At 73.3% G+C, this 26266-nt stretch carries 24 protein-coding genes; 13 read left to right on the top strand and 11 right to left on the bottom strand.

Features of this window, described 5'->3' with window-relative positions; translation table 11 throughout:
• Positions 1–18: 18 nt before the first annotated feature.
• The 3 genes from BJ961_RS15130 to BJ961_RS15120 form a co-directional block, all read right to left on the bottom strand.
• Positions 19–945, bottom strand: a complete 927-nt coding sequence (locus tag BJ961_RS15130; RefSeq protein WP_271413345.1) for an SDR family oxidoreductase — start codon at positions 943–945, stop codon at positions 19–21.
• A gap of 153 nt (positions 946–1098) precedes the next feature.
• Positions 1099–1728 (bottom strand): MBL fold metallo-hydrolase, encoded by a 630-nt coding sequence (locus BJ961_RS15125; RefSeq protein WP_271413344.1) that lies wholly within the window; start codon positions 1726–1728, stop codon positions 1099–1101.
• Positions 1728–2816 carry an S-(hydroxymethyl)mycothiol dehydrogenase gene (locus tag BJ961_RS15120; protein WP_271413343.1) on the bottom strand — a complete coding sequence of 363 codons (1089 nt, stop codon included), beginning with the start codon at positions 2814–2816 and terminating at the stop codon, positions 1728–1730. The genes BJ961_RS15125 and BJ961_RS15120 overlap by 1 nt, the downstream gene beginning before the upstream one ends.
• 177 nt (positions 2817–2993) lie before the next feature.
• On the opposite strand from BJ961_RS15120, the gene BJ961_RS15115 reads away from it, so the two are divergent.
• A complete protein-coding gene (locus BJ961_RS15115; protein WP_271413342.1) occupies positions 2994–4748 on the top strand; it encodes an ABC transporter ATP-binding protein in 1755 nt (584 codons plus the stop codon).
• 8 nt (positions 4749–4756) lie between these two features.
• Here BJ961_RS15115 and BJ961_RS15110 read toward each other — a convergent pair whose 3' ends face one another.
• The gene (locus BJ961_RS15110) at positions 4757–5041 is read right to left on the bottom strand and encodes a hypothetical protein (RefSeq protein ID WP_271413341.1); all 285 of its coding nucleotides are present in this window, start codon (positions 5039–5041) and stop codon (positions 4757–4759) included.
• A 178-nt stretch (positions 5042–5219) separates the two neighbouring features.
• On the opposite strand from BJ961_RS15110, the gene BJ961_RS15105 reads away from it, so the two are divergent.
• Positions 5220–5585 (top strand): nuclear transport factor 2 family protein, encoded by a 366-nt coding sequence (locus BJ961_RS15105; RefSeq protein ID WP_271413340.1) that lies wholly within the window; start codon positions 5220–5222, stop codon positions 5583–5585.
• Positions 5586–5639: 54 nt separating this feature from the next.
• Here the strand turns inward: BJ961_RS15105 and BJ961_RS15100 are convergent, their stop codons facing one another.
• A complete protein-coding gene (locus BJ961_RS15100) occupies positions 5640–6140 on the bottom strand; it encodes a metallophosphoesterase family protein (protein WP_271413339.1) in 501 nt (166 codons plus the stop codon).
• A gap of 103 nt (positions 6141–6243) precedes the next feature.
• Here BJ961_RS15100 and BJ961_RS15095 point away from each other — a divergent pair, with 103 nt between their 5' ends.
• Complete coding sequence (locus BJ961_RS15095) at positions 6244–6828, top strand: hydrolase (RefSeq protein ID WP_271413338.1); 585 nt, start codon at positions 6244–6246, stop codon at positions 6826–6828.
• Between the two features lie 16 nt (positions 6829–6844).
• Here the strand turns inward: BJ961_RS15095 and rfbB are convergent, their stop codons facing one another.
• The 3 genes from rfbB to BJ961_RS15080 all read right to left on the bottom strand — a co-directional run bounded on the left by rfbB (position 6845) and on the right by BJ961_RS15080 (position 9549).
• Positions 6845–7819 carry a dTDP-glucose 4,6-dehydratase gene (gene rfbB / locus BJ961_RS15090; protein ID WP_271413337.1) on the bottom strand — a complete coding sequence of 325 codons (975 nt, stop codon included), beginning with the start codon at positions 7817–7819 and terminating at the stop codon, positions 6845–6847.
• Between the two features lie 165 nt (positions 7820–7984).
• Positions 7985–8164 carry a hypothetical protein gene (locus BJ961_RS15085; protein ID WP_271413336.1) on the bottom strand — a complete coding sequence of 60 codons (180 nt, stop codon included), beginning with the start codon at positions 8162–8164 and terminating at the stop codon, positions 7985–7987.
• 155 nt (positions 8165–8319) lie between these two features.
• Complete coding sequence (locus tag BJ961_RS15080; RefSeq protein WP_271413335.1) at positions 8320–9549, bottom strand: S1 family peptidase; 1230 nt, start codon at positions 9547–9549, stop codon at positions 8320–8322.
• A 580-nt stretch (positions 9550–10129) separates the two neighbouring features.
• On the opposite strand from BJ961_RS15080, the gene BJ961_RS15075 reads away from it, so the two are divergent.
• From BJ961_RS15075 to BJ961_RS15035, 9 genes are all read left to right on the top strand, one after another.
• On the top strand, positions 10130–10345 hold the full coding sequence (locus BJ961_RS15075; RefSeq protein WP_271413334.1) for a type A2 lantipeptide: 216 nt from the start codon (positions 10130–10132) through the stop codon (positions 10343–10345).
• A 102-nt stretch (positions 10346–10447) separates the two neighbouring features.
• A complete protein-coding gene (locus BJ961_RS15070; RefSeq protein WP_271413333.1) occupies positions 10448–11254 on the top strand; it encodes an HlyD family efflux transporter periplasmic adaptor subunit in 807 nt (268 codons plus the stop codon).
• The gene (locus BJ961_RS15065) at positions 11251–13473 is read left to right on the top strand and encodes an NHLP family bacteriocin export ABC transporter peptidase/permease/ATPase subunit (RefSeq protein WP_271413332.1); all 2223 of its coding nucleotides are present in this window, start codon (positions 11251–11253) and stop codon (positions 13471–13473) included. The genes BJ961_RS15070 and BJ961_RS15065 overlap by 4 nt, the downstream gene beginning before the upstream one ends.
• Before the next feature lies 1 nt (position 13474).
• A complete protein-coding gene (locus BJ961_RS15060; RefSeq protein ID WP_271413331.1) occupies positions 13475–16297 on the top strand; it encodes an NHLP bacteriocin export ABC transporter permease/ATPase subunit in 2823 nt (940 codons plus the stop codon).
• Positions 16298–16327: 30 nt separating this feature from the next.
• Positions 16328–17338, top strand: coding sequence for a Ppx/GppA phosphatase family protein (locus BJ961_RS15055; protein ID WP_271413330.1), 1011 nt, complete (start codon positions 16328–16330; stop codon positions 17336–17338).
• A gap of 117 nt (positions 17339–17455) precedes the next feature.
• Positions 17456–17635: a hypothetical protein gene (locus tag BJ961_RS15050; protein WP_271413329.1), complete on the top strand. Its 180-nt coding sequence runs from the start codon at positions 17456–17458 to the stop codon at positions 17633–17635.
• A 55-nt stretch (positions 17636–17690) separates the two neighbouring features.
• On the top strand, positions 17691–18722 hold the full coding sequence (locus BJ961_RS15045; RefSeq protein ID WP_271413328.1) for an iron-containing redox enzyme family protein: 1032 nt from the start codon (positions 17691–17693) through the stop codon (positions 18720–18722).
• A gap of 30 nt (positions 18723–18752) precedes the next feature.
• Positions 18753–19397, top strand: coding sequence for a HemK2/MTQ2 family protein methyltransferase (locus BJ961_RS15040; protein WP_271413327.1), 645 nt, complete (start codon positions 18753–18755; stop codon positions 19395–19397).
• Positions 19398–19535: 138 nt separating this feature from the next.
• Complete coding sequence (locus BJ961_RS15035; RefSeq protein ID WP_271417054.1) at positions 19536–19733, top strand: CDGSH iron-sulfur domain-containing protein; 198 nt, start codon at positions 19536–19538, stop codon at positions 19731–19733.
• 150 nt (positions 19734–19883) lie between these two features.
• Here the strand turns inward: BJ961_RS15035 and BJ961_RS15030 are convergent, their stop codons facing one another.
• Entirely contained in the window at positions 19884–20318 is a 435-nt protein-coding gene (locus tag BJ961_RS15030) for a protease inhibitor (RefSeq protein WP_271413326.1), read from the bottom strand.
• Positions 20319–20676: 358 nt separating this feature from the next.
• Here BJ961_RS15030 and BJ961_RS15025 point away from each other — a divergent pair, with 358 nt between their 5' ends.
• Positions 20677–21846, top strand: coding sequence for a lactate 2-monooxygenase (locus tag BJ961_RS15025; RefSeq protein ID WP_271413325.1), 1170 nt, complete (start codon positions 20677–20679; stop codon positions 21844–21846).
• A 56-nt stretch (positions 21847–21902) separates the two neighbouring features.
• Here the strand turns inward: BJ961_RS15025 and BJ961_RS15020 are convergent, their stop codons facing one another.
• Positions 21903–23510 carry an RICIN domain-containing protein gene (locus tag BJ961_RS15020; protein ID WP_271413324.1) on the bottom strand — a complete coding sequence of 536 codons (1608 nt, stop codon included), beginning with the start codon at positions 23508–23510 and terminating at the stop codon, positions 21903–21905.
• 344 nt (positions 23511–23854) lie between these two features.
• The gene (locus BJ961_RS15015) at positions 23855–26098 is read right to left on the bottom strand and encodes a cellulase (RefSeq protein WP_271413323.1); all 2244 of its coding nucleotides are present in this window, start codon (positions 26096–26098) and stop codon (positions 23855–23857) included.
• Positions 26099–26266: the final 168 nt, after the last annotated feature.

Genomic DNA, 26266 nt, shown 5'->3' with positions numbered 1-26266 from the left:
CAGACGCCGTGCGTCCGGTCAGCGGTAGCCGGTGACGTCGGCGGGCTTGTCCGGGTCCTGGACCTCGACCAGATAGCGCCAGGCGTCCGGGCGGCTGCCGTCGAGGTCGGTGAAGCCGTACTCCTGGGCGAGGCCGCCGCTGGAGAGCGACTGCCCGTTGAAGCGGGCCGCGTTCGGGTCGGCGGCAAGGGCGGTGACCGCGCGGCCGACGTAGCGGGGCGTCTCGGAGATGGCGAAGTGCGGGACGCGGTCGAGGGCGTCGCGCCAGTTCTCCTCCCGTACGCCGAAGTGGTCGAGCATGATCTCCGAGCGCAGCCAGCCGGGGGTCAGGGCGAGCGCCGTGGCACCGCGCGGGCCCACCTCGTGACCGAGGGAGAAGGCCATGCGCAGGACGGACGCCTTGGCGAGGTCGTAGAAGAAGGAGTTGCGGTAGTGGGCGCGGTTGTACGCGTCGGTGCCGTCGGTGACCTCGACGACCAGTCCGCCGGGGCGGCGCAGCAGCAGCGGCAGGGCGTGGTGGCTGGTGACGACGTGGGTCTCGACGGCGAGCCGCAGCAGCCGGAGGCCGTTGTCCAGGTCGTGCTCCCAGACGGGGCGGTCCCACTCGAAGAGGTTCTCGCCGCCCCAGATGTCGTTGACCAGGATGTCCAGGCGGGCGTGTTCGCTGGCGATGCGGTCGACGAGGGTGGCCACCTGCGCCGGGTCGAGGTGGTCGGTGGGTACGGCGACGCCGTGACCCCCGGCCTCGGTGACCAGGTCGGCGGTGTCCTCGATAGTCTCGGGTCTGTCGTACTCCGAGCGCCGGGCGCGGGTGCTGCGGCCGGTGACGTAGACGGTGGCGCCGGCCGCGCCCAGTTCGACGGCGATGCCCCGTCCGGCGCCGCGGGTGGCCCCGGCGACCAGTGCGACCCTGCCTGCCAGCGGTCCTTTGGGTGACCCTGTCATGTCCGGCTCCCGTTCCTCTCCCTCACGTGTCTCACGTCCCGCACGGTTCGTGTGCCGTACGGGAGATGTCGTGTTCGAGGGTGCACGGGAAGCCGGACATCTTCTGTCACCTTTGGCGCGTGTCCGGGGCGGTCTTGAACGCGACCGCTCCGGTCAGTGCCCGCGTTTGACCCACTCCTCCAGGTGCGGGGCCTCGGCGCCGATGGTCGTGGGGTCGCCGTGGCCGGTGCGGACCTCCGTCTCGGGCGGGAGGACGAGCAGCTTGTCGCGGATCGAGTCGATGATGGTCGGGAAGTGGGAGTAGGAGCGGCCGGTCGCGCCGGGGCCGCCCTGGAAGAGGGTGTCGCCGGTGAAGACGGTGCCGAGGCCCGGGTCGTAGAGGCAGACCGCGCCGGGGGCGTGGCCGGGGGTGTGCAGGACGGTCAGGTCGGCGCCGGCGGCCTCGATGACAAGGTCGTCGGTCAGCCAGGCGTCGGGGTCGCGGTCGGGGTGGGTCTGCCGCCACAGGGGCAGGTCGTCGCGGTGCAGCCAGATGGTGGCACCGGTGCGGTCGGCGAGGGCGGGCGTGGCGTTGACGTGGTCGTTGTGACCGTGGGTGCACACGATGGCGGTCAGCCGGCGGTCGCCGACGGCCTCGGCGATCGCGTCGACGTCGTGGGCGGCGTCGATGACGACGACCTCGTGGTCGTCGCCGACGAGCCACACGTTGTTGTCGACGTCCCAGGTGCCGCCGTCGAGGCTGAACTGCCCGGAGGTGACGAGGCGTTCGATGCGGGGGGCCATCAGAGCACCACCACCGAGCGCAGCACGTCACCGGCGTGCATCCGGTCGAAGGCCTGCTCGACCTCGTCGAGGCGGATGGTCTCGGTGACGAACTTGCCGAGGTCCAGGCGGCCCTGGAGGTGGAGGTCGATGAGCATCGGGAAGTCCCGGGAGGGCAGGCAGTCGCCGTACCAGGACGACTTGAGGGAGCCGCCGCGGCCGAACACGTCGAGGAGGGGCAGCTCCAGCCTCATCTCGGGCGTGGGGACTCCGACGAGGACGACGGTGCCGGCCAGGTCCCTGGCGTAGAAGGCCTGCCGGTAGGTCTCGGGGCGGCCGACGGCCTCGATGACGACGTCGGCGCCGAAGCCGCCGGTCAGTTCGCGGATCGCCTCGACGGGGTCGGTCTCGCGGGAGTTGACGGTGTGGGTGGCGCCCATGGAGCGGGCGGTCTCCAGCTTGCGGTCGTCGATGTCCACGGCGATGACCTTCGACGCGCCCGCCAGGAAGGACCCCGCGATCGCCGCGTCGCCGACTCCGCCGCAGCCGATGACGGCGACGGAGTCGCCGCGGCCGACGTTGCCGGTGTTGATGGCGGCGCCGATGCCGGCCATCACCCCGCAGCCCAGCAGGCCGGCCACCTCGGCGGAGACGCCCGGGTCGACCTTGGTGCACTGTCCGGCGGCGACCAGGGTCTTCTCGGCGAAGGCGCCGATGCCGAGGGCCGGGGACAGCTCCTGACCGGTCGATGCGAGGGTCATCTTCTGCTCGGCGTTGTGGGTGTCGAAGCAGTACCAGGGCCGTCCGCGCAGACAGGCCCGGCACTTGCCGCACACGGCACGCCAGTTGAGGATGACGAAGTCGCCGGGGGCGACGTCGGTGACGCCGGCGCCGACCGACTCCACGACACCCGCGGCCTCGTGTCCGAGCAGGAAGGGGAAGTCGTCACTGATGCCGCCCTGCTTGTAGTGCAGGTCGGTGTGGCACACCCCGCATGCCTGGATCTTGACCACGGCCTCGCCCGGGCCGGGGTCCGGCACGACGATCGTCTCGATCCGCACCGGTTCGTCCTTGCCCGGTGCGATCACGCCGCGTACTTCCTGCGCCATGGTCCTGACCCCTTCCTCGGCCGTTCAGCGTTCCCCCAGACCCTACGCGCAAGTGATCGGGAAGGAGCAGGTGACAGGGCGGTTCGCGGGGTGCGGGTGGTCGCGGGCGCACCGCCGGGCGGTGCCGCCGGACGCCGTCGTAGCCTGAGTGCCCCGTCCGCGTGCCGAAGGAGCGACGTGAGTACCGCACAGCCGGAGACCGACCCGCCCGCCTGGCGGCTGCTCCTGTCGTACGTACGGCCGCACCGCACGGCGCTGTTCGCGGGTGCCCTGCTGTCCCTGGTGACGGGTGCCACGGGACTGCTGCTGCCGCTGGTGGCGCGGGAGCTGATCGACGACCTGGCGCACGACCGGACCATCACGGGGGCGCTGCTGGCCATGTCGGGGCTGGTGGTCGCCAACACGGCGCTCGGCGCGCTGGGTTCGTACGTGCTGCGGCGCACCGCGGAGTCGGTGGTGCTGGGGGCGCGGCGGACCCTGTCGTCGTATCTGCTGCGGCTGCGGATCGCGGCGGTGGACCGCACCGAGCCCGGTGACCTGATGGCCCGGATCACCTCCGACACGACCCTGCTGCGCGAGGTGACCACCGACTCCCTCATCGGCCTCGGCACCGGCGGGCTGACGCTGGTGGCGACGCTGGTGATGATGGGCGTGGTCGACGCGGTGCTCCTCGGGGTGACGCTCGCGGTGGTGGTGGGCGCGGGCACGGTGCTGGGGCTGATCGTGCCGCGCATCAACCGGGCGAGCCGGCGGGCGCAGGACGCGGTGGGCGTGATGGGCGCCGCGCTGGAGCGGATCCTGGGTGCGCTGCGCACGGTGAAGGCGTCGGGCGCCGAGCCCCGGGAGGAGCGGGCGCTGCACGAGGCGGCGGAGGAGTCCTGGCGGCAGAGCGTGCGCGCGGCCAAGTGGTCGGCCGCCGCGGGCAACACGGCCGGCCTCGCGATGCAGATCGCGTTCATCACGGTGCTCGCGGTGGGCGGTGCGCGGGTGGCGACGGGGGCGATCGACGTGGGGACGCTGGTCGCGTTCCTGCTGTTCGTGTTCTATCTGATGTCCCCGATACAGCAGGTCGTCGGCGCGATCACGCAGTACCAGACGGGCCGGGCGGCGCTGGGCCGGATCCAGGACGCGCTGCGCCTGCCCGCGGAGCCGCGGTCCCGGCCGGTCCCGCTGCCGTCGCCCGGCGCGCGGCCGGCGTCCGTCGCCTTCCACGACGTCCGCTTCCGCTACGCCGACGACGCGCCGTACATCCACCACGGGGTGAGCTTCGAGGTGCCGGCGCGGGGGATGACGGCCTTCGTCGGCCCGTCCGGCGCGGGCAAGACCACCGTCTTCTCGCTGATCGAGCGCTTCTACGACCCGGGCTCCGGGGAAATCACACTGGACGGCCGGAGCCTCGCGGAGTGGGACCTGGCCTCGCTGCGGGCCGCGATCGGCTATGTGGAGCAGGATGCCCCGGTGCTGTCGGGTTCGCTGCGGGACAACCTGCTGCTGGGCCATCCGGAGGCGGACGAGGGCTCCCTCGTCGCCGCGCTGAAGACGACCCGTCTCGACGGTCTGGTCGATCGGCTGCCGAAGGGCCTGGACACGCTGGTCGGGCATCGCGGCACCAAGCTGTCGGGCGGTGAGCGTCAGCGGGTGGCGATCGCCCGCGCGCTGCTGCGCCGGCCACGTCTGCTGCTGCTCGACGAGGCCACCTCGCAGCTGGACGCGGTGAACGAGGCGGCGCTGCGCGACACCGTGGCGGACGTGGCCCGGACGACGACGGTGCTGGTCGTCGCGCACCGGCTGTCCACGGTGACGACGGCCGACCGGATCGTGGTGATGGACGCGGGGCGCGTGCGCGCGGTCGGCACGCACCGGGAGCTGGTGACCGCCGATCCGCTGTACGCGGAGCTGGCGGCCACCCAGTTCCTGGCGACCGGCGGCTGACGCGGAGGTCAGCCCAGGGCGGGGACCACGCCGAAGACGGGCGAGACCAGGCCGGTGACCTGCTGGAGCTGCTGGAGGTCGTGCAGCCGGTTCAGCTGCTGGGACGGGAGCGGCATCCGCGCCCGGTCCTCGGCGGGCATGTCGTCGACCGCGAGCGAGTCGAGGGTGTTGGTCACGCTGAGCTTCTCGGAGCCCAGGGCGCCCCCGCCGGCCGCGCTCGCCATCGGGGCCGCGAGGCCGGTGACACCGGCGGCGAGCCCGACGACGGCGGCGATACGTCGTGTTGAGATCATGTGCTGAGCAACGCGGGCGGGCCGGGGCGGACACGGGCGGGCGGCGCCGCTCACCCGTGAGGACCAGTGCCGGGGCGGGCGTTGCCGCGGGCGCCGGGACGGAGGAAGCTCGAAGGAGAGGGCCGGGCGGCCCGTTCCCGCTCCGGGCCGCGGCCCTCGACGTGCGAAGGAGGTCGTCATGAGCACCACGGCAGACCCCGGCTTCGACACCGAAGCACTGCGCCGGGGCATCGAGGGGAAGACGGCGGCACCCCTGCTGTCGCTGTACGCGCGGGACGCGCGGGTCCGCGTCGTCGACCGGTACGACCAGCCGAGCCGTCCGAAGGTGCTGCACGGCCGGGACGAGATCGCCGAGATGCTCGACGACGTCTACAGCCGCGACATGACCCACCGGATGGAACGCTGCGTGGTCCAGGGCGACCAGGTCGCGTTCACCGAGGAGTGCACCTGTCCGGACGGGGTGCGGGTCCTCGCCGAGTCGATGCTGTCGCTGCGGGACGGCGAGATCGTCGAGCAGACCATGATCCAGGCCTGGGACGAGTAGTCCGGGTGTTCGGTCGGGTCCGGGGCGGCCGGACTGCTCCGCACCGCTGCGCGTTCACCCCGTCGGCAGCCGGTGCAGTTCGACGGCCCCGAGCCGGCCGTCGGTGACCGTGGCCGTCATGTAGGTGCGGTACGGCTGACGGCGGCGGTCCGTGGGCGATCCCGGGTTGAGCAGCCGCAGGCCGGTGGCGGCCGTGGTGTCCCAGGGGATGTGGCTGTGCCCGAAGACGAGGACGTCGAGGCCGGGGAACCGGGCGGCGCACCGTGCCTCTCGCCCCTGTGCGGCGCCGGTCTCGTGGACCACGCCGAAACGCAGGCCGCCGAGATCCGCGTACGCCACCTCGGGCAGTCTGGCGCGCAGCGCGGGTCCGTCGTTGTTGCCGTGGACGCCGACGAGTCTGCGGCTGCGGCTCTCCAGCAGGTCGAGGGTGGCCGTGTCGACCCAGTCCCCCGCGTGCAGGACGACGTCCGCGCGCGGGATCTCCGCCACCAGCGGCGCCGGCAGTTCCTTCGCCCGCTTGGGCAGGTGGGTGTCGGACATGATCAGCAGACGCACGGGGCCAGCCTAGCGCCGGAGGGCCGGCGGCGCCCCCGTAATCAGCAGGTAAAACTGTTCAGTTTAGCTGGACAGTCTTGGCTGTGGAATTTACGGTGAGGTCATGAGCGTCACCACCCTCGACCCCCGCACCGCCCTCGTCGTCATCGACCTCCAGGCCGGTATCGTCGCCGCGCCCACCGAGCCGTACACCGGCCCCGAGGTCGTCGCCCGGAGTGCCGAACTGGCCGAAGCCTTCCGGGCCCGGGACCTGCCCGTGGTACTGGTCCGGGTCTCCTTCGCCGCCGACGGGGCGGACGCCGTGCCCGGCCGTACGGAGGCGGGAGGGGCCGGTGGTCCGCGGCCCGAGGGCTGGGACGTCGTGGTCGGTGAACTGGCCGGGCACCCCGGCGACATCACCGTCACCAAGCGCAACTGGGGCGCCTTCCACGGCACCGGTCTCGACGTGCAGCTGCGTCGCCGCGGCGTCACCCAGATCGTGCTCTGCGGCATCGCCACCAGCATCGGCGTGGAGTCCACCGCCCGAGCCGCCCACGAGCACGGCTACCACGTCACGCTCGCCACCGACGCCATGAGCGACATGAGCGCACAGGCGCACCGGGGCAGCGTCGAGCGGATCTTCCCGCGCCTGGGCGAGACGGGCACGACGCGGGAGGTCCTGGAGCTGCTGGCCAAGACGCACTGCTGACCGGGCGGGACGCCTCTCACGCCACGTCGGTGCGCCGCTTGAGCGGCTCCCACCAGGCGCGGTTGTCCCGGTACCAGGCGACGGTCTCGGCCAGTCCGGCCGGGAAGTCGTGCCGGGGGCGGTAGCCCAGCTCCTCGCGGGCCTTGCTCCAGTCCACCGAGTAGCGCAGGTCGTGGCCCTTGCGGTCCGCGACGTGCACGATCCGGTCCGGGCCCGCGTCGCAGGCGTCGAGGAGCAGGCCGGTGAGGTCGAGGTTGCTCAACTCCGTGCCGCCTCCGATGTTGTAGACCTCGCCGGCCCGGCCCCGGGTCCGCACGAGGTCGACGCCCCGGCAGTGGTCGTCGACGTGCAGCCAGTCGCGGACGTTGCGTCCGTCGCCGTAGAGGGGGACCCTGCGGCCGTCCAGGAGGTGGGTGACGAACAGCGGCACGAGCTTCTCGGGGAACTGGTGCGGGCCGTAGTTGTTGGAGCACCGGGTCACCCGGACGTCGAGGCCGTGGGTGCGGTGGTACGAGAGGGCCAGCAGGTCGCCCGACGCCTTCGAGGCGGAGTACGGCGAGCTGGGCCGCAGCGGGTGTTCCTCGGTCGCCGAGCCCGTCTCGACGGAGCCGTAGACCTCGTCGGTGGAGACGTGCACGAAGGTGCCCACGCCGTGGCGCAGGGCGGCGTCCAGCAGGTTCTGGGTGCCGACGACGTTGGTGAGGACGAAGTCGGCCGCGGCGTGGATCGAGCGGTCCACGTGGGACTCCGCGGCGAAGTGCACCACCTGGTCGGCCTCGGCCGCCAGCTTGTCGACGAGCGCCGTGTCGCGGATGTCGCCGTGCACGAACTCCAGCCGTGGGTGGTCGAGTTGGAGGTTGGCGGTGGTCCCGGCGTAGGTGAGGGCGTCGAGCACCGTGATCCGCGGCTCGTCGGGCGCGTCGCGCGCGAGGAGCGTGCGGACGTACCGGGATCCGATGAATCCGGCGGCGCCGGTGACCAGGATGTTCATGAACGGTTCAGTGCCTTGCTGCGGTCGGGGCGGGCGGTGCGGGACGCCCGTGACGCTACCGGCGTGTCCTTCGCCGTCCGGGACCGGCCTCGTGACCTGCCCGGAACGCGCACCGCGCCGGCGACGGGGCCGGCGCGCCGGGCGGTGTCCGCCCTCGGGGCTGCTTCAGTCCTCGCCCCGGACGATGTTCGACTCCTGGCCCAGGTGCGGTGCGCGGGCGGTTCCGCGGTCCTCGACGGCGGGTACGCAGGTACGCATCACTCCCCTGCTCCGCAGGCGACGGGCCTTCGACCAGCCTGTCTCCAGCCTGCGGACAGCGGGTTTCCGGGTGGTGTCCGTGGTCACGAGCATCATCTTCCTTCTGGTTGCGCCGGTCGCGCGTTGCCGCGCTCGGCCCTCCGGGTCCCCCGGCGGGGCCGCCCTGAAACGCCGGGCGCGCGGCCTACGGGTCGGACCGGCCACGCTGCGTGCCACCGCGCGGGGCACTGCGGTGCGGGGCGTCACCTCCCGCCCGCCAGCCCGTCGGCCCGTCGGCCCGTCGGCCCGGAGCCGTCCTCGTGACCTGCGCCCGTGCCGTCCGCCACGCCCGTGTCACCGGCGCCTGTGTCGCCGTCGCCGAGGGTGGCGCCCACGGCGTCCAGCGCGGTGGTGACCGGCTGGAAGAAGGTCTCGCCGCCGACCGTGCAGTCACCGCTGCCGCCCGAGGTCAGACCGATCGCGAGGCCGTCCCCGGTGAACAGGGAGCCCCCGCTGTCGCCCGGCTCGGCGCAGACGTCGGTCTGTACGAGGCCGGTGACCGTGCCCTCGGGGTAGTTGACGGTGGCGTCGAGGCCGAGGACCTGGCCGTCGGCCAGTCCGGTGGTGCTGCCCATGCGGAAGACCTCCTGCCCGACCGTCGCCTCCGCGGCCCGGCTGATCGGGAGGGCCCGGTCGCCGAGGTTCACCTCGCTGGGGGCGTCGGTCGCCGGGTCGTCGTACGTGACGAGTGCGAAGTCGCCCGCCCCGGGGAAGACGGCCCGGTCGACGGTGGCTGTCGGCTGCCCGCCCTGCGCGTCGGACCACCGGTCGGCCGCGACCCCGCAGTGACCGGCCGTCAGGAAGGCGGGCGAGCCGTCGCCGGCGGTGACGTTGAAGCCGAGCGAGCAGCGCGCTCCGCCGCCGAAGACGGCGTCGCCGCCGGACGCGAACGTTCTGAAGGTACCGGCCGACTTCCTGACGGTCGCCATGCCGGAGCCGAGGCGCTCGACGGTGGACTCCAGCCGGTCCCACCGGTCGCCGGTGACGGTGCTGTCGGCGGTCACCAGGATCCTGTTGGTGCGCGGGTCGATCGCCCACGAGGTGCCGGGGATGCTCGCCTCGGACTTCAGGGTCCGGGCGCCGCCGCGCAGTTCGCCCATGCTGTGGTCGACCTCGCGGACGTCCGCGCCCGCCTTCTCGGCGTCCGCGACGACGGGGTTGTCGTCCCCGCCGGCGACGTTGACGACGAGCCGTTGCGCGCCGGAGTCGTAGTAGGAGCCCGCGAAGGTGTCGCCGAGCAGTCCGGCGAGGCGCGAGGCGAGCTGCGACGCGTCCGCCGCCTTGAGGGTCCGGGGCGCCGACGCGGCGTCGTCCGGGGAGCCGCCGCCCTGCGAGGCGTTGGCGGTGGGCAGCAGGATCGCGGCCGCGCCGAGCGCCACCACACCGCCTGCCGCCATCGCGGCCCTGCGCTTCGGAATTCGCTGGTGACTCAACCTGCTCGACCTCCTGGGACCGGGGCCCGTGCCCGCCGGTCCGGCAGCTGTGGGGACGCCTGGACGGCTGTTGGTACGCACGGACCGGGCGGGGTGTTCAGACGGGTCGTCATGTCCCGTCGACCGCCCACGCTCCGCACTCGTTCGCTGACGCACTGTTGAGACCGCGGAACGGATCGTGTGCTTCAGCGAATCTGCACATCGATTGCCCAACCCGGTCACCCTCGCTGGAGGATCTGCACAACCCGGCGGGGCCCGGTACGCGTTTGGGGCGGGAGTGCCCCAATCACTTCCGCGTGGGCAAGGGGTCGCACGGGCCGATGTCGCGCACCGTGTGAAGAAGTCGACCCGACGGCGTGCGCGGTCCTGCACCGTTGGGCGCCCGGTCGTCGCAAGTGCGCTGGTGGGAGGGGTGATTGATTGGAAGCACGGACCGGCCGCGTGCTTTGATCCATCGCACCGCGGGGGCCGCGGAGGGCTCTGGAAACGGGCGCCCGGCGCCCGCGGTCGCGGCCGTCATCTGTCCCCAGAGGGGGCCGCTCCCCCCTTGTGAAATGGCTATACGAAGGGAAGTTCCATCATGAACTCCACCCCCCGGGTCGAGACCGTCGAGATCTCCGACGCCGACCTCGACAACGTCTCCGGCGGCCTGAACGTGAACGCCGCCGGCACCGTCACCGGTCTGGTGGACGGCATCGCCCCGGTCTCCGGCCTGCTCAACACGGCCGTCGGCACCGTCGAGGGTGTCACCGGCCTGAACACGGCCCCGGTCACGGGCCTGGTCGCCGGTCTCTGATCGCGCCCTTGCGTCGCTGAGTCCCGGAGCCGGCCAGGCTCCGGGACTTTTCGGCCGTTGTCCTTCTTCGGCCGTTCTCATCGAGCCCGGGGTACGTCAGTCGTGCAGTTCCGCCAACAGGCCCTCACCAAACTCCAGTCACCGGAGGGGCTCGACCTCCCGGTGCGTTTCGCCCGCCCGCAGGGCTGGCTGGCGCTGTCCGTGACCGTGGTCGCGATGGCCGCCGCGTCCGTGTGGGCGGTGGGCGGCTCGGTGACCTCCACGGTCGCCGCCCCCGCCGTCCTCACCCACGGGCAGGGCAGTTACCTGCTGCAGAGTCCCGTCGCGGGGCAGGTCACCGCGGTCCTCGCGCGCCCCGGTCAGCGGCTGGCCGCCGACGCCCCGGTGCTGAAGGTCCGCACCTCCGAGGGCGAGACCGTGGTCCGCTCGGTCGACGCCGGCCGGGTCAGCGGCCTCGCCGCCACCGTCGGGCAGATCATCGCCACCGGCGCGAACGTCGCCTCGGTGGAGAAGGTCGCCCACGCCGACGATCCGCTCCGCGCCACCGTCTACGTGCCCGCCGAGAGCGCGGCCGCCATCCCCGCGCACGCCTCCGTCGACCTGACCGTGCAGTCGGTGCCGACGCAGCGGTACGGCGTCCTGCACGGCGAGGTGAAGTCCGTGGACCGCTCGGCCCAGTCGGCTCAGACGATCGGTGCGTTCCTCGGGGACGGCGCGCTCGGCGAGCAGTTCACCAAGGACGGCAGGCCGGTCGCCGTGACGGTGGAACTGGCGGAATCGACGTCCACCAGGAGCGGCTACGAGTGGTCCTCGGCCGACGGGCCGCCGTTCGAGCTGACCTCCATGACCCTGGCCGCGGGCTCCATCCGGCTGGCCGACCGGCGTCCCGTCGATTGGCTGCTGCCGTGAGCACCGCACAGGAGACCCGGGGCAGACGCCGCGCCGCCCCGCCCGGGCGCGGCGTGCCCAAGGGCCGCGCGAAGACCGTCCGTACGCCGACCGTGTTGCAGATGGAGGCCGTGGAGTGCGGCGCCGCCTCCCTGGCGATGGTGCTGGGGCACTACGGCCGGCATGTCCCGCTGGAGGAGCTGCGCATCGCCTGCGGTGTCTCCCGTGACGGGTCGCGCGCCAGCAACCTGCTGAAGGCCGCGCGGAGGTACGGGCTCACGGCCAAGGGCATGCAGATGGACCTGGCCGCGCTCGCCGAGGTGACGGCACCGGCCATCCTCTTCTGGGAGTTCAACCACTACGTCGTCTACGACGGCATGGGCCGCCGGTTCGGGCGGCGCGGGGTGTTCGTCAACGACCCGGGCAAGGGCCGCCGTTTCGTGTCCCTGGAGGAGTTCGACGGCAGCTTCACCGGGGTCGTGCTGACCATGGTGCCCGGCGACGGCTTCACCCGCGGCGGCCGCAGGCCCGGTGTGCTCGGCGCGATGCCCGCCCGGCTGCGCGGCACCGCGGGCACGCTGCCCGCGGCCGTGCTGGCGAGCCTGCTCCTGGTGGCGGTCGGCGCGGCGGTCCCCGCGCTCAGCCGTACCTACATCGACCTGTTCCTGATCGGCGGGCAGACCTCGCTGCTCGGCGTGCTCTTCGCGTCGATGGGCGCCTGTGTGCTGCTCACGGTGGTGCTGACCTGGCTGCAACAGGCCAACCTCCTGCACGGCCGCATCATCTCCTCGACCCTGTCCAGCGCCCGCTTCCTGCGGCACCTGCTGCGGCTTCCGGTCACCTTCTTCTCCCAGCGCAGCCCCGCCGACCTGGTGCAGCGCCTCCAGTCCAACGACGCGGTCGCCGAGACGCTGGCCCGCGACCTCGCCGCGGCGGGCGTGGACGCGATCGTGGTCGTCCTGTACGCCGTGCTGCTGTACACGTACGACCCGCAGCTCACCTTCGTCGGCATCGGTGTGGCGCTGCTCAACATCCTCGCGATGCGGGTGGTGATCCGGCTGCGCGCGACCCGTACGGCGAAGCTGCGGGCGGACACGGCGCGGCTGACCAACACCGCGTACACCGGCCTCCAGCTGATCGAGACGATGAAGGCGACCGGCGGCGAGGACGGCTACTTCCGCAAGTGGGCCGGGCAGCACGCCACCACGCTGGAGGAGCAGCAGCGGCTCGGGGTGCCGAGCGCCTGGCTGGGCGTGGTCGCGCCGACGCTCGCGACGCTGAACAGCGGGCTGATCCTGTGGATCGGCGGCATGCGCGCGGTGGAGGGCCACATCTCGGTCGGTCTGCTGGTCGCCTTCCAGGCCCTGGTGGTCCGCTTCACGGCCCCGCTGACCCGGCTCAACGGCGTCGCGGGCCGCATCCAGGACTTCGCGGCCGACGTGGCCCGGCTGAAGGACGTGGAGAACTTCCGGGCGGACCCGCTCTACGACCGCCCGGGCGGCGCCGACTCGACCCGCCGGCTGCGCGGCCACGTCGAGTTGCAGAACGTGTCCTTCGGCTACAACCCGCTCGACGAGCCGCTGCTGACCGGTTTCGACCTGACCGTCGGGCCGGGGCAGCAGGTGGCGCTGGTGGGCGGTTCGGGCAGCGGCAAGTCGACGGTGTCGCGGCTGATCTCGGGCCTGTACGCGCCCTGGGACGGGGTGATCCGCGTGGACGGGCAGCGGCTCGACGACATCCCGCGCGGGGCGCTGGCGTCCTCCGTCTCCTTCGTCGACCAGGACGTGTTCCTGTTCGAGGGCTCGGTGCGCGACAACGTGGCGCTGTGGGACCCGTCGATCCCCGACGACGCCGTGGTGGAGGCGCTGAGGGACGCCGCGCTGTACGACGTGGTGACGCGCAGGCCGGGCGGCGTCCACAGCCGGGTCGAGCAGGACGGCCGGAACTTCTCCGGCGGGCAGCGCCAGCGCCTGGAGATCGCGCGGGCGCTGGTGCGCCGGCCCAGCGTCCTCGTGCTGGACGAGGTGACCAGTGCGCTGGACGCGGAGACCGAGCTGGTGGTCATGGACAACCTGCGCCGGCGCGGCTGCGCCTGCGTGGTGATCGCGCACCGGCTCAGCACCGTACGGGACAGCGACGAGATCGTCGTCCTGGAGCACGGCACGGTGGTGGAGCGCGGGCGGCACGAGGAGCTGGTGGCGCGCGGTGGCGCGTACGCGGCGCTGGTCGGGGAGCGGTGAGATGACGACCGTACGGGAGGAACAGGGCGACCTCGTCCTCGGGGCGCTCGGCGCGCTGGGCACGCGCGTCGACTGCGCCGGGTCCAACCGGCTGGACCTGGAGGGGCCGCAGGTGCTGTGGCTGGTGGTGTCCGGCGCGGTGGACCTGTTCGCGGTCGACGCCGGGGAGCAGGGCCACTGGCACCACCTGGGGCGCCTGGAGGCGGGCTCGGTGCTGCTCGGGCCGGTCGCCGGTCCGCAGCACACGCTGGTGGCGCGTCCGCTGCGGGACTGCGTGGTGCACCGCATCGGACTGCGCGAGCTGTACCAGCCGGCGCACACGCAGACGTGGTCGTACGACGCGTACGGCAACCCGCGGTACGTGCCGCCGACGACCAGTCCGCTGGAGTACGCCCTCGCGCTCGGCGTGGGCCGCGGTCTGACCGTGCTGTTCCAGGCGCCGATGGCTTCCGACCGGGCCGCGGCGCCCACGGACGACGACGTGTTCTGGATGCAGGTCCCGCCGGGCAGCGTGCGGTACGGCGCGGTCTACGGCGAGGAGGCGGCCTCCGACCTGCTGATGGACCCGGCGCTGTGGCAGAGCCTGGTCGACCAGCAGTACCGGCTGCTGACCACCCTGGACCGGTGGATCGAGCAGGTGGAGCGCACCCACGAGACCCGGACGGCGGCCGGTATCAAGGCCGGTGAGGCGGTGCGCGCGCAGGCCGACCGGACGCTGCTGGCCTCCCTCGGCAAGCGTTCGGCGGGGCGCACCACGGCAGCCGACGCCGACGCCACGTACGCGGCCTGCAGGCTGGTCGCCGGCGCCGCCGGGATTCCGCTGGCCGAGCCGGGCACGGGCAACGCGGAGAGCGACCGGCTCGACCCGGTGGAGCGCATCGCGCTCGCCTCGCGCGTGCGGACCAGGCCGGTGCGGCTGGAGGACCGCTGGTGGCGCGACGACGTGGGGCCGCTGGTCGGGCACCGCACCCTGTCGGGGGCGCCGGTGGCGCTGCTGTGGCGGCGCGGCGGTTATGCGGCCGTGCATCCGGCGACCGGTCGGGAGACGCCGGTGGAGAAGGCGAACGCCGGGGAGTTCGAGCCGCGCGCGGTGATGTTCTACCGGCCGTTGCCGGATCGCCGGCTCGGTCCGCTGCGGCTGCTGCGGTTCTGCCTGGCGGGCACGCGCCGGGACCTGACGTCCCTGCTGCTCGCCGGTCTGGTGACGGTGGCGCTCGGAGCGCTGGTGCCGATCGCCACGGGCCGGGTGCTCGGCGAGTTCGTGCCGACGGCGCAGACCGGGCTGATCGCGCAGGTGTGCCTCGCGGTGATGCTGAGCAGCGTCGTCGCGGCGGCCTTCATGCTGGTGCAGAACCTCACCATCCTGCGCCTGGAGGGCCGGATCGAGGCGACGCTCCAGCCTGCCGTGTGGGACCGGCTGCTGCGGCTGCCGACGGGGTTCTTCACCGAGCGTTCCACCGGCGAGCTGGCGAGCGCGGCCATGGGCGTCAGCGCGATCCGCAGACTCCTCGCGGGGGTCGGCCCGACGGTCGTCCAGTCGGTGACGGTCGGGGTGATGAACCTGGGGCTGCTGCTCTGGTACAGCGTGCCGATGGCGCTCGCGGCGATCGGCGTGCTGGTGGTCGTCGCCGGGGTGTTCCTGGGGCTCGGACTGTGGCAGGTGCGCTGGCAGCGGCGGCTGGTCAAGCTCACCAACAAGCTGAACAACCAGGCGTTCCAGACACTGAGCGGGCTGCCCAAGCTGCGGGTGGCGGCCGCCGAGAACTACGCCTACGCGGCGTGGGCGGAGCGGTTCGCGCACAGCCGTGAACTGCAGCGGCGCGCGGGCCGGATCAAGAACCTGAACGCGGTCCTCGGCGCGGTCTACCTGCCGCTGTGCACGCTGCTGATGTTCATGCTGCTCGCCGGTCCGGCGCGGGGCTCGATGTCGGCGGCGGAGTTCCTCACCTTCAACGCCTCGGTGACGATGCTGCTGACCTCGGTCACCCAGCTGACCGGCGCGTTCGTGTCGGGGGTGGCGGCGCTGCCGCTGTTCGAGGAGATCCGGCCGGTCCTGGACGCCGCGCCCGAGGTGCGGACGGCGAGCACCCGTCCGGGACCGCTGTCGGGGGCGGTCGAGGCGCGCAGGCTGTCCTTCCGGTACACCGACGACGGTCCGCCGGTCCTGGACGACGTGTCGTTCGAGGTGCGTCCCGGCGAGTTCGTGGCGGTCGTCGGCCCCAGCGGCTGCGGCAAGTCGACCCTGCTGCGGCTGCTGATCGGCTTCGACCGGCCGCTGTCGGGCAGCGTCCTGTACGACGGACAGGACCTGGCCGCGCTGGACCGGTCGGCGGTGCGCCGGCAGTGCGGGGTGGTGCTCCAGCACGCGCAGCCGTTCACCGGCTCGATCCTGGACGTCATCTGCGGCACCGAGCCGTACACGCCCGAGGAGGCGATGGCGGCGGCCGAGATGGCGGGGCTCGCGGACGACATCAGGCGGATGCCGATGGGCCTGCACACCATCGTGTCGGGCAGCGGGGCGGTCTCCGGGGGCCAGCGGCAGCGGCTGATGATCGCGCAGGCGCTGATCCGCCGACCGCGTGTCCTCTTCTTCGACGAGGCGACCAGCGCCCTGGACAACGAGACCCAGCGCACGGTGATCGAGTCCACCAAGGCGCTCCGCGCCACCCGCGTCGTGATCGCGCACCGTCTGTCCACGGTGCTGGACGCCGACCGCGTGATCGTCATGGAGGACGGCAGGGTCGCCCAGCAGGGCCCGCCGGCCGAGCTGCTCGCCGACACCGGGGGCCGGCTGCACGAGCTGGTGCGGCGGCAACTGGCCTGACCGGCCCGCGAATGGGTACCTGTTGCCCTCATGCGGATCAGCGTGGTGGATGTGGGGTCGAACACGGTTCGGCTCATGGTGGCGGACGCCGAGGGCGGGGTCCCGCTGCCGGTGCACACCGCGAAGTGGCGGCTGCGGCTGTCGGAGCAGGTGAGGCCGGGCGGTCCGGTCCCCGAGGAGGCCGTGGAGCGGCTCGTGTCGGCGGTCGCCGACGCGGGCAGGACCGCGGACCGGTGGGGGGCCTCCGGCCCCCTGGCCTTCGCGACCGCCGTGGTGCGCGCCGCACCGAACCGCCAGGAGGTGCTGCGCACGGTCCGGGCCCGTACCGGCGTGCCGCTGTGCACCCTGCCGGGCGAGGTCGAGGCGGAGCTGACGTTCCTCGGGGCGCGGCGCTGGATGGGCTGGCGGGCGGGGCCGCTCGCCCTGCTCGACATCGGCGGCGGCTCGCTGGAGATCGCGTTCGGGCGTGGCCGGCTGCCCGGCTTCGTGGCCTCGCTGCCGCTGGGGGCGGCCCGGCTGACCCACGAGTTCCTCGCGGGCGGCCAGGACCCCGCCTCGCCCGACCAGCTCCGGGCGCTGCGCCGCAAGGTCCGCCACCAGTTGCGGGACGCGGCGGCACGGATCCGCTGGGAGGGGCCGCGCACCGCCGTGGCCACCTCGCGGACCTTCCAGCAGCTGGGGCGGCTGTGCGGAGCGCCGCCCGGCCGGCACGGGCCCTTCATGGTGCGGCGCATGCTCTGCTCCGACCTGGGGGACGCCGTCGGCCGGCTGGCCGCCCTGTCCGCCGCCGAGCGGGCCCGGCTGCCCGGCATCTCCGCGCCCCGCTCGGCGCAGAGTCTGGCGGGCGCCGTCGTCGGGCACACGGCGATGAAGCTGACGGGTCTCGACTCGGTGACGCTCTGCCCCTGGGCGATCCGCGAAGGTGTCCTGCTGCGCCACATCGAGGACGGCCCGTCCTGGTGGGCCGAGGTCGTCCGCCGCAGCGACGAGGCCGCTCCCCCGGCACCGGCGCCGCTGCGCCTGGCGTCCACGTCGAACTGACCGTCCACGTCGAGACGACCGTGGACCGCACGAGATCCACGAGCCGCGCGAACGGCGCAGACCGTACGAGGCGGACTCGAGAACCCGAGAGCGAACCCGCGAGGAGAGGAGAACCCGTTGTCCCGGAACGGCGAGCACGACCACAAGCAGCCCGAGACCGCCGTCGAGGAGGTCCTGCGCGAGATCGAGGAGGACAGGCCCCGCGACGCGGAGTCCGACGAGGGAGAGCACCGGGGCGAGGCGGGGGACGCCACCTCGCCGAACCCCGGGGTCCAGGAGGACGCCGAGGGAGACTGACGCGCCGCCGCGCACGGGCGCGGGTGCCACGGCGCTCGCCGGGTACTCGCGCCGCATGGAGTACGACCGTGAAGGACCACAGCCGCCGACGGCCCGGGGCCCGGTCTCCGGGGCCGTCGGCGCCTATCTGCTCGGCACGGGTGCGCTGCCGGCCCCTGGGGCCGTCGCCGCCGCGCCCGTGTACGGCGACGATCTCCAGCTCGCCCTGTACCAGTGCTACGAGCTGCACTACCGGGGTTTCGCGGGCGTCTGCCCCGACCTCGAGTGGGACCCCGGCCTGCTGCGCGTCCGAGCCGCTCTGGAGCGGCGCTTCCTGTCCGCCCTGCGAACCGACACCCCGGTGCACGGGAGCGTGGCGGACGCGGTCGGGGCGCTGCTCGTCGAACCCGTCCGCGGTGAGGGCGTCAGCCACTTCCTGCGGGACGAGGGCGAGTTGTGGCAGCTGCGCGAGTACGCCGCCCAGCGCTCCCTGTACCACCTGAAGGAGGCCGACCCGCACGCCTGGGTGCTGCCGCGGCTGTGGGGGCGCGCGAAGGCGGCGATGGCCGCGGTCGAGTTCGACGAGTACGGGGGCGGCCGCGCCGACCGGGTGCACGCCCGGCTGTTCGCCGACCTCATGACCGACCTGGGCCTGGACACCACGTACGGGTGCCATCTCGACGCGGCCTCGGCCGAGTGTCTGGCCACGGTGAACATGATGTCGCTGTTCGGCCTGCACCGGTCCCTGCGGGGCGCGCTGGTCGGGCACTTCGCGGCGGTGGAGATCACCTCGTCGCCCGGTTCGAGGCGGCTCGCCGAGGCGATGCGCCGCACCGGGGCCGGGCCTGCCGCCGAGCACTTCTACGACGAGCACGTCGAGGCCGACGCGGTGCACGAGCAGATCGTGCGGCACGAGGTGATCGACGGCCTGCTGGAGCAGGAACCGGGGCTCGCGGCGGACGTCGTGTTCGGCATCGACGCCACCGGGTACCTCGACGACCGCTTCGGCGCCCGGCTGCTCGCCGACTGGCGGGCGGGACACTCGTCGCTGCGCACACCGCGGCCCGCGACGCACCGTGCTCGTGGGGAAATTTCCCATATTTCGTGACGGCCGGGGTACGTGGGTTCCGTGAATTTCATGGTGCTACCGGGCGTCTACGCCCCTCAGGAGGACACCGCCCTGCTGGCCGGGGCGCTGTCCGACGAGTCGCTCCCGGCGGGCGCGGCCGTGCTCGACGTGGGCACCGGTACCGGCGCCCTCGCCCTGGCCGCGGCGTTGCGGGGCGGCCGGGTGACGGCGGTGGACGTGTCGTGGCGGGCGGTGTGCGCCGCACGGCTCAACGCCGCACGGGCCGGACTGCGGGTCCGTGTCCGGCACGGCAACCTCTTCACGCCCGTACGCGGTGAGTCGTTCGACCTGGTGCTGGCCAACCCGCCGTACGTGCCCGCGCCGGCCGGTGGCCGCCGGCCGCGTGGTGCGGCCCGGGCCTGGGACGCGGGTCACGACGGCCGCATGGTCCTGGACCGGATCTGCCGGGAGGCGCCCGGCCTGCTGCGCCCCGGTGGTGTGCTGCTGCTCGTGCAGTCGGCGCTCAGCGACCCCGCGAGGACCGAGGGGCTGCTGCGCGAGGCGGGCCTGAAGGCCGCGGTGACCCGGCGGCGGCGGATCGCGTTCGGTCCCGTGGTGCGGGGCCGGGAGCGCTGGCTGCGGCAGCGCGGGCTGCTGTCCCTGGCCGAGTACGAGGAGGAGTTGGTGGTCGTCCGTGCCGAACTCCCCGTCTGACCCGTCTCGCCCGTCCGAGACCGCTCGCCCTTCCGACGCCCCCCGCTCTTCCGACGCCCCCCGCCCGTCCGAGGCCCCCGCCCGTCCGAGGCCCCCCGCCCGTCCGAGGCCCCCCGCCCGTCCGGGGCTCCTCGCCGGATCAAGGTCCAGCGGCGGGGGCCGCTGCTGGTGGAGGGGCCGGTGGAGGTGGAGTTGGAGGACGGGACGACGGTGTCGTCCGACCGCTTCCGGGTGGCGCTGTGCACCTGCCGGCGCAGTCGCCGCTATCCCTGGTGCGACACCAGCCACCGGGCCAGGTCGTCCGGGTCCGGTGACGGGCCCGCCGGGAAGGAGTGACCGGCGGCGCCCCCGGGCCGGGAGGAGGGCGGCGGACGGCCCCACTCCGTCCGCCGCCCCCGGTGCGGGACCGCGGGACCCGTGCGGCGGCGCTCGCACTCCCCAGTAGCGAGCAGCCGGTCACGCCGCGGGGTCCTGGCGGTCCCGGCCTCAGAACGTGAAGACGCTCGCGCTGCCCGCGTTCTTCACGCACTCGTTGGCGAAGGTGCGCTCGTAGGAGAGGCGTCGGCCCTGCCAGACCCCGTCGACGGTGACGACCACGGGGGCGTACTCCCGGGTGCACATCACCTCGTCCTCGGCCGCGAGGGCGTCGAGGTCGCCGCCCGCCCCGCGCAGTTCGGCGCAGGCCGCCCCGGCGGCGGGGTGGGTCCCGGAGGCCGTCGGGGCGCAGGTCAGGGTGACCGCGCGCAGGGGTGCGGCGGCGGCAGCGCTCTCTCCGTGCCCCACGGTCAGCACCAGGGCCGAGGGGGCGTAGAGCGAGGCGGGGGCGGTGGCCGGGGAGGCGAGGGAGGCCCCGGCGAGGGGCCCGCAGACGGCGGTGGCCGTCAGGCCCAGAGTCGCTGCCCAGCGCGCGGTGTTCCGCATGGTGTGCATCCTTCCGCTCGTTTCGAGGGTGGTGCCGGTCCGGCCCGGTCGGTGCCGGAACGGCGAGCGCGAGTCTGCCGAGTCCGGCACCGAAACTCATCTCGACCCCACGGGTTTCGGTAACCTTGCGTATTGAATCAGTGGCGCGAAGTCACGAAATTAGAACGTTCCAAGTCCGGAACACGGCGGTTCTTGATCGATTTCTCAGTCCGGAACCGGCCGAATGGCGTGATCCACGCCTTCGCCGATAGGCCTGAAACACCCCTGAAACAGCCCCGTCCGCCCTGGCGGCCGACCCCGGCATACCCGCGGGTATGGTGCTGGCGGCGCGAGCCCGACGACGAGAGGCGGACGTGGGATGCCGAAGCACTGGGCGGACTTCCAGTACGAGATCTACCTGAGCGGCATGACGGGCGCGGTGCCGCGGCTGCCCACCGATCTGACCCGGCTGGAGGAGCTGACGGAGCGGCGCCTGGGACCCGGTCCCTTCGGGTACGTCGCGGGCAGCGCGGGGGACGGCAGCACCGCCCGCGCCAACCGGGCGGCGCTGGCCAGGCGCCGGATCGTCCCGCGGATGCTGCGGGACGTGCACGAGCGCGACCTGCGCGTCGAGGTCCTGGGCCGTCCACTGCCCGCTCCATTGGCGCTGGCGCCGGTCGGGGTCCTGTCGATCATGCATCCGGACGCGGAGCCCGCCGCCGCCCGGGCCGCGGCCGCGCAGGGCGTGCCCTACATCCTGTCCTCCGCCTCCAGCACCCCGATGGAGCAGGTCGCCGAGGCGATGGGCGACGCCGAGCGCTGGTTCCAGCTGTACTGGCCAAAGGACCGGGAGGTGGCGCGCAGCTTCCTGGACCGCGCCCGGACGGCCGGGTACACGGCGCTGTTCGTCACGCTGGACACGCCGCTGCTGTCCTGGCGCCCGCGCGACCTCGACCAGGCGTACCTGCCGTTCCTGCACGGGGTGGGCACCGCCAACTACTTCTCGGACCCCGCCTTCCAGGCCGGTCTGGCCAAGCCGGTGCACGAGGACCCGAACGCGGCGGTGATGCATTTCGTCGGCATGTTCTCCGACCCCGGCAAGTCCTGGCCGGACCTGGCGTTCCTGCGGGAGAACTGGGACGGTCCGATCGTCCTCAAGGGCGTCCTGCACCCGGACGACGCCCGGCTCGCCGCCGACGCCGGGATGGACGGGGTGGTCGTCTCCAACCACGGCGGCCGCCAGGTGGCCGGTTCCGTCGCGGCGGCCGACGCCCTGCCGCGCGTGGTGGAGGCGGTCGGCGACCGGCTGACCGTGCTGTTCGACAGCGGCGTCCGCACCGGCGACGACGTCTTCAAGGCCCTCGCGCTCGGCGCGCGGGCGGTGCTCCTGGGCCGCCCCTACGCCTACGGGCTCGGCCTCGACGGAGAGGCCGGCGTCGAGCACGTGATCCGCTGCCTGCTCGCCGAACTCGACCTCACCCTGGCCCTGTCCGGGCACGCGTCACCGCTCACACCGGGGCCCTCGGACCTCGTCGAGGCCCCGGTGTGAGGGGGGCCGGTGGCACCGTCTTCCGCACCGCTGACGACGTCGCGCGGGAGGCTTGCTCAGCCGCCGGACATCTCCACCGCCCGCGCGTCCGGGGCGTCGGTGCGGGCGATCGACAGGGAGCCCTCCGCCGTCGGGACCGGGTCGGTGCGCCAACGCTGCGCCACGGAGCCGTCGTGGACCTTGACGACGATGTCGGCGTCCGGGGCGGGCCTGGTGGCGGCGAGCGCCAGCAGTCTCTGGCCGCGCGGGACCAGCTCCCCCCGGCCGGTGAGGTCGTAGCGCACGTCGTCGCCCCGCTCGGTGCCCTCGTCGGCGCAGGTACCGAGGATGACGACGCCGGCGTCCGCCCGCGAGTCCAGACACAGCCCGGGATCGGCGACGCTGCGCAGCAGTCCGCCGTCCTCGCGGGTCCACTGCTGGGTCCACGCCTCGGAGCACTTCGCCAGCCGGGCGCCCGCCCCGGCCTTCGGCTCGCCCCGCACGTCGAGGCACAGGTCCGCGCCGACGTTGCGCAGCCGCGTGCGGTCGGGCGCCGTGGGCAGCCCCGCCGCGTCGGGCGGTTCGGGGCGGCTCGTCGCGGAGGTCTCGCCCTCGCCGTCGACGGCGCTGGTGGAGGCGGCCGGATCGGCGCCGCCGCCGTCGTACGACCACACGCTCACCACGAGTACGACGGCCAGCACTCCGGCCGAGGCGGCGCCGAACTGCCTGAGCACGGACCGGCCCGAGCGCGGACGGCCGGGCATCCTGCGCACGGGCACGGGAATGCGGGCCAGCAGCCCGGGGCGCCCTCCTCGGTGCCGGGCGGCGCCCTTGGCCTGCGCGCCCCGTGTCGCGCGCGGCGGACGTGAGTCGAGATAGCGCCGGGCGCCCCAGCCGAGCACGGCTTCGGCGATCAGTGTCCCCAGCTCACGTTCGAAGTGTCCGAGCTGGTCGGCCGCGTGTCGGCAGTGCCGGCAGTCCGCCAGATGCCTGCGGACGTCCGGGAGCAGGGCCCCGCCCCGGCGGATCGGGACGTCGAGCAGTCGGCTGTGGAAGCGGCAGTCCTGACTCGGCGCCAACTGCCTGTGGGCGTGCAGACAACCCTCGCGGAATTTCTCCCGCGCCTGCTCGAGAGTGGCCGACGCGGTGTCGGTATCCATGCCGAGCAGACCGGCCGGGACGCTTATGGGCTCGCCTTCGACCTCCGTGTGCCACAGCAAACAACGGGCCGGTCCGGGAAGAGACGCGAATGCCCGCGCGGCGAGGGTGCGGTTTTCCGGAGTCAGGGACTTCGCCGCCCGCATGCCCCGTCCGCCGGCGGGTTTGAGCAACTGCGGCAGAACGCCGGATATCGCGTCCTCCGCGGACCATTGACGGACGGTGTCGCGCACGGCCACCAGCAGCCGCGGACGCAGCGCGGTGGCCGGTTCGCCCTGCGCCAGGCGGGCCAGCACCCGGTGCCAGGCGGCGGCGGTGACCATGGCGGTGACCTGGTCCGAGGTGGCGAGGCAGACGGTCGCGTAGTCGTGCGCGGGCTGCCAGTGGCGGGCCATCAGCAGCGCGGCGATCCGGGCGGCGTCGCTCTCCGGGCCGTCCCGCAGGCGCGCGGCCAGCAGCTCGTCGGACTCCCCGGGGTCTCCGCCGGAGGGCGGGTGGACGGGCCGAGGAGGGTGGGGGGTGGGCACTGAGGTGTTTCCTTCCCACGCGCAGGTGACTCAGAAGTTCCGAGCGCCGAAAAGGATCCACGAATTGGTGTGTACCTCTGGGGCGCGGCACGAGGGGCGTGAATTCGCCATGGCGAAATCGGACCCGGTCCGTCAAAGCGCGTGCGAGACCCGGCCTTTACCCCCCGCACGGGTGCTTCACTCTCGCACAAACCACTCATGGTCAACAAGGCGACCGGGCAACCTCGGCCGCCTTTGAAAGAAGGTCAGAATCCACGGCACGCCACAAGGGCCGCACCGGCTTTCCGCGTTTCCCGCGGAAGCGGCGGCGCGGCCCTCGGGCGCGGGGCGCGGGCGTCAGCCGGTCATGCCTGGTCCGCCACGAAGGAGGCCATCCGGGCCAGCGCGGCGTTCCAGTTGATCGTGTGCTCGTTGGTCGACCAGGACTGGATGTCGTCGATGAAGCAGAACTGGCCTGTGCAGCCCTGGAGTTTGCTCTGCGCGTAGGGGTCCTGGATGCTCGAGTTCGGGCCGCCGGACAGGGTGCCGTCGGGCGGCGCGGGCAGGGTGGGGTCGAGCTGGTGGGCGTACCAGCGGCTGTGCTGGTGGTGCGCGTTGGCCTCGCCGTAGCCGGTGACGTACGACATGTTCAGGGCGTTGCGGCCGAGGATGTAGTCCATGCTCTGGACGGCACCGTCACGGTACGTGGAGCCGCCGGTGATGTCGTAGGCGGTGGCGAGGACGACCGCGTTGTTGAGGACCTGGTGGCTGGAGCCCCAGTCGTACACGTTGCCGTCGGGGGCGTAGGGCATCCCGTAGGGGTGGGCCTTCAGCGTGGCGAGGTAGCCGTCGGCGCCCCGGACGACGGAGCGGCGGACCTGGTCACGGCCGGGGAGCCGGCTGGGGACGGTCGCCAGGTCGAGGCGGGCGGCGGCCGCGGTGCGCGCCCAGTCGAAGCCGGTCGGGCCGAAGATGTCGGCGGTGTGGACCGGGGAGTTCAGCACGTACTCCTTGAAGTCCCGCTCCCCCGTCGTCAGGTACAGCTCGGCCGCGGCCCAGTAGAACTCGTCGGCCACCTCGTGGTCGGGGTAGGCGCCGCCGCCGATGCCGTCGTTCTCGTCGGCGAGCAGGTCCGGGTGGGCGAGTGCGGCGGTCCAGGCGGTGCGGGCCGCGTCGAGGGCCTTCGCGGCGAACTCCCGGTCGTAGGGTCGGTACAGGCGGGCGGCCTGCGCGGCCGTCGCCGCCAGGTTGAGGGTCGCCGCGGTGGTCGGCGGGTGCAGCTCGCGCTTTTGCGGGTCGGCGCTCGGCAGCAGCGGCAGCCCGGTCCACTGCTCGTCGTGGATCTTGTGGTGCGCCGTCCCGGCCAGCGGCTGCCCCTTTGGCACCTGCATCTTCAGCAGGAAGTCCAGCTCCCAGCGGGCCTCGTCGAGGATGTCCGGCACCCTGTTGCCGCTCTCGGGGATGTCGAGCGAGCCGTCGCCGAGCTTGCGGGGCTCCCCGGTGCGGGCGTGCAGCGAGCGCTCGTAGGTGCTGAGCAGCTCCCAGGTGGAGATGCCGCCGTTGACGACGTACTTGCCGTGGTCGCCGGCGTCGTACCAGCCGCCGGAGACGTCCAGGGTGTAGTCGCACACGCCGGGTTGGCAGGGCACCTCGGTGTCGCCCTGGTTGGGTGCCGTGCCCACGTGTCCGGCGGGGCGGCCGTAGCCGGGGCGGAGTTCGTCGCTGATGGCGATGCCGCTGCGCTGCGTGTAGTAGTACTTCGCCGAGTCCAGGCGCAGCCGCTCGTAGGCGGCCGTGCCGATGTCGAACGGGCGGCTGGTCTCCCCGTCGGCGACGAGCGTGTAGCCCTCGCCGCGCTTCTTGTAGCGGCCGAAGTCGATCGAGTGCACGTTCTGACCGGAGGAGGCGTCGACGCCGCGCGGCTTGCTCCAGCCGTGGGCGACGACCCGTCCGGCGTCGCTCTTGAGCTGCCACGGCAGGCGGGTGGTCGCGTCGGTGACGAGCGTGGCGTTCTTCGGTCCCGACGGCAGGTAGGCGACCTGGTTGACCCGCACCCGCGGCCCCGTGTCCGGCACGTACGGCTCGGGCGCCACCCCGCCCAGCAGGGACACGTCGTCCACGCAGAACCGCCAGGCGTCGGGCGTGCCGCCGAGCTGGAAGCCGACCTGGCCCTGGGCGGTGTCGACGGGCGAGGTGAAGGTGTACGAGTAGGTGTTGCCCGAGACGCTCAGCTGCGGGCTGACCTCGAAGTAGGTGTCGTACGGGGACACCGACAGGCCGACGATCGCCCGGACCACGTGGTCGGCGGGCGTACCGGTGGCGGTGAAGGAGAACCTGTACGACTCCCCCGCGACCAGGGCGACGTCGTTCTGGCCGAGGGCGGCGTCCCAGCGGTTGGTGGTGCCGCCGGGGGCGTCGGCGCACAGCCGGCCGTCGGTCACGGCCGCGGTGACATCGGCACTCGCCCACCAGGAGTCGGTGCCGTTGTCGAAGGTGCCGTTCCTGACCTGCTCGGTCTCCTCGGCACCGGCCGGGGCGGCGGGCAGCGCGGTGACGGCCGCCGCCAGCAGGGCCGTCAGGGAGACGAGCGCGGTTCTGCGTCTGTTCACGTCCGGGCTCCTCGGGGGGAGATGGCGCTCCCTCTGGGATGGGAGCGCTCCCAAATGCGGTCGCAGGCCATGCTTGTGGCAGACATGACATGCCGTCAACGGTCCGGACGGGACCGGTTCCCCGACCGGTCTCCGGTCGGGGAACCGTCGAGGTCCCGTCGAGGTCCC

The organism is Streptomyces lienomycini (genome assembly GCF_027947595.1).
In the GTDB taxonomy this organism is placed as follows: domain Bacteria; phylum Actinomycetota; class Actinomycetes; order Streptomycetales; family Streptomycetaceae; genus Streptomyces; species Streptomyces lienomycini.
The sequence above is the reverse complement of the archived record's forward strand: the minus strand, read 5'-3'. Positions and strand labels throughout refer to the sequence as shown.

Coding starts and splice junctions, on each gene's coding strand:
- BJ961_RS15130 (WP_271413345.1), bottom strand. CDS start 945: ATGACAGGGTCACCCAAAGGACCGCTGGCAGGCAGGGTCGCACTGGTC.
- BJ961_RS15125 (WP_271413344.1), bottom strand. CDS start 1,728: ATGGCCCCCCGCATCGAACGCCTCGTCACCTCCGGGCAGTTCAGCCTC.
- BJ961_RS15120 (WP_271413343.1), bottom strand. CDS start 2,816: ATGGCGCAGGAAGTACGCGGCGTGATCGCACCGGGCAAGGACGAACCG.
- BJ961_RS15110 (WP_271413341.1), bottom strand. CDS start 5,041: ATGATCTCAACACGACGTATCGCCGCCGTCGTCGGGCTCGCCGCCGGT.
- BJ961_RS15105 (WP_271413340.1), top strand. CDS start 5,220: ATGAGCACCACGGCAGACCCCGGCTTCGACACCGAAGCACTGCGCCGG.
- BJ961_RS15095 (WP_271413338.1), top strand. CDS start 6,244: ATGAGCGTCACCACCCTCGACCCCCGCACCGCCCTCGTCGTCATCGAC.
- rfbB (WP_271413337.1), bottom strand. CDS start 7,819: ATGAACATCCTGGTCACCGGCGCCGCCGGATTCATCGGATCCCGGTAC.
- BJ961_RS15075 (WP_271413334.1), top strand. CDS start 10,130: ATGAACTCCACCCCCCGGGTCGAGACCGTCGAGATCTCCGACGCCGAC.
- BJ961_RS15060 (WP_271413331.1), top strand. CDS start 13,475: ATGACGACCGTACGGGAGGAACAGGGCGACCTCGTCCTCGGGGCGCTC.
- BJ961_RS15055 (WP_271413330.1), top strand. CDS start 16,328: ATGCGGATCAGCGTGGTGGATGTGGGGTCGAACACGGTTCGGCTCATG.
- BJ961_RS15045 (WP_271413328.1), top strand. CDS start 17,691: ATGGAGTACGACCGTGAAGGACCACAGCCGCCGACGGCCCGGGGCCCG.
- BJ961_RS15040 (WP_271413327.1), top strand. CDS start 18,753: ATGGTGCTACCGGGCGTCTACGCCCCTCAGGAGGACACCGCCCTGCTG.
- BJ961_RS15030 (WP_271413326.1), bottom strand. CDS start 20,318: ATGCGGAACACCGCGCGCTGGGCAGCGACTCTGGGCCTGACGGCCACC.
- BJ961_RS15025 (WP_271413325.1), top strand. CDS start 20,677: ATGCCGAAGCACTGGGCGGACTTCCAGTACGAGATCTACCTGAGCGGC.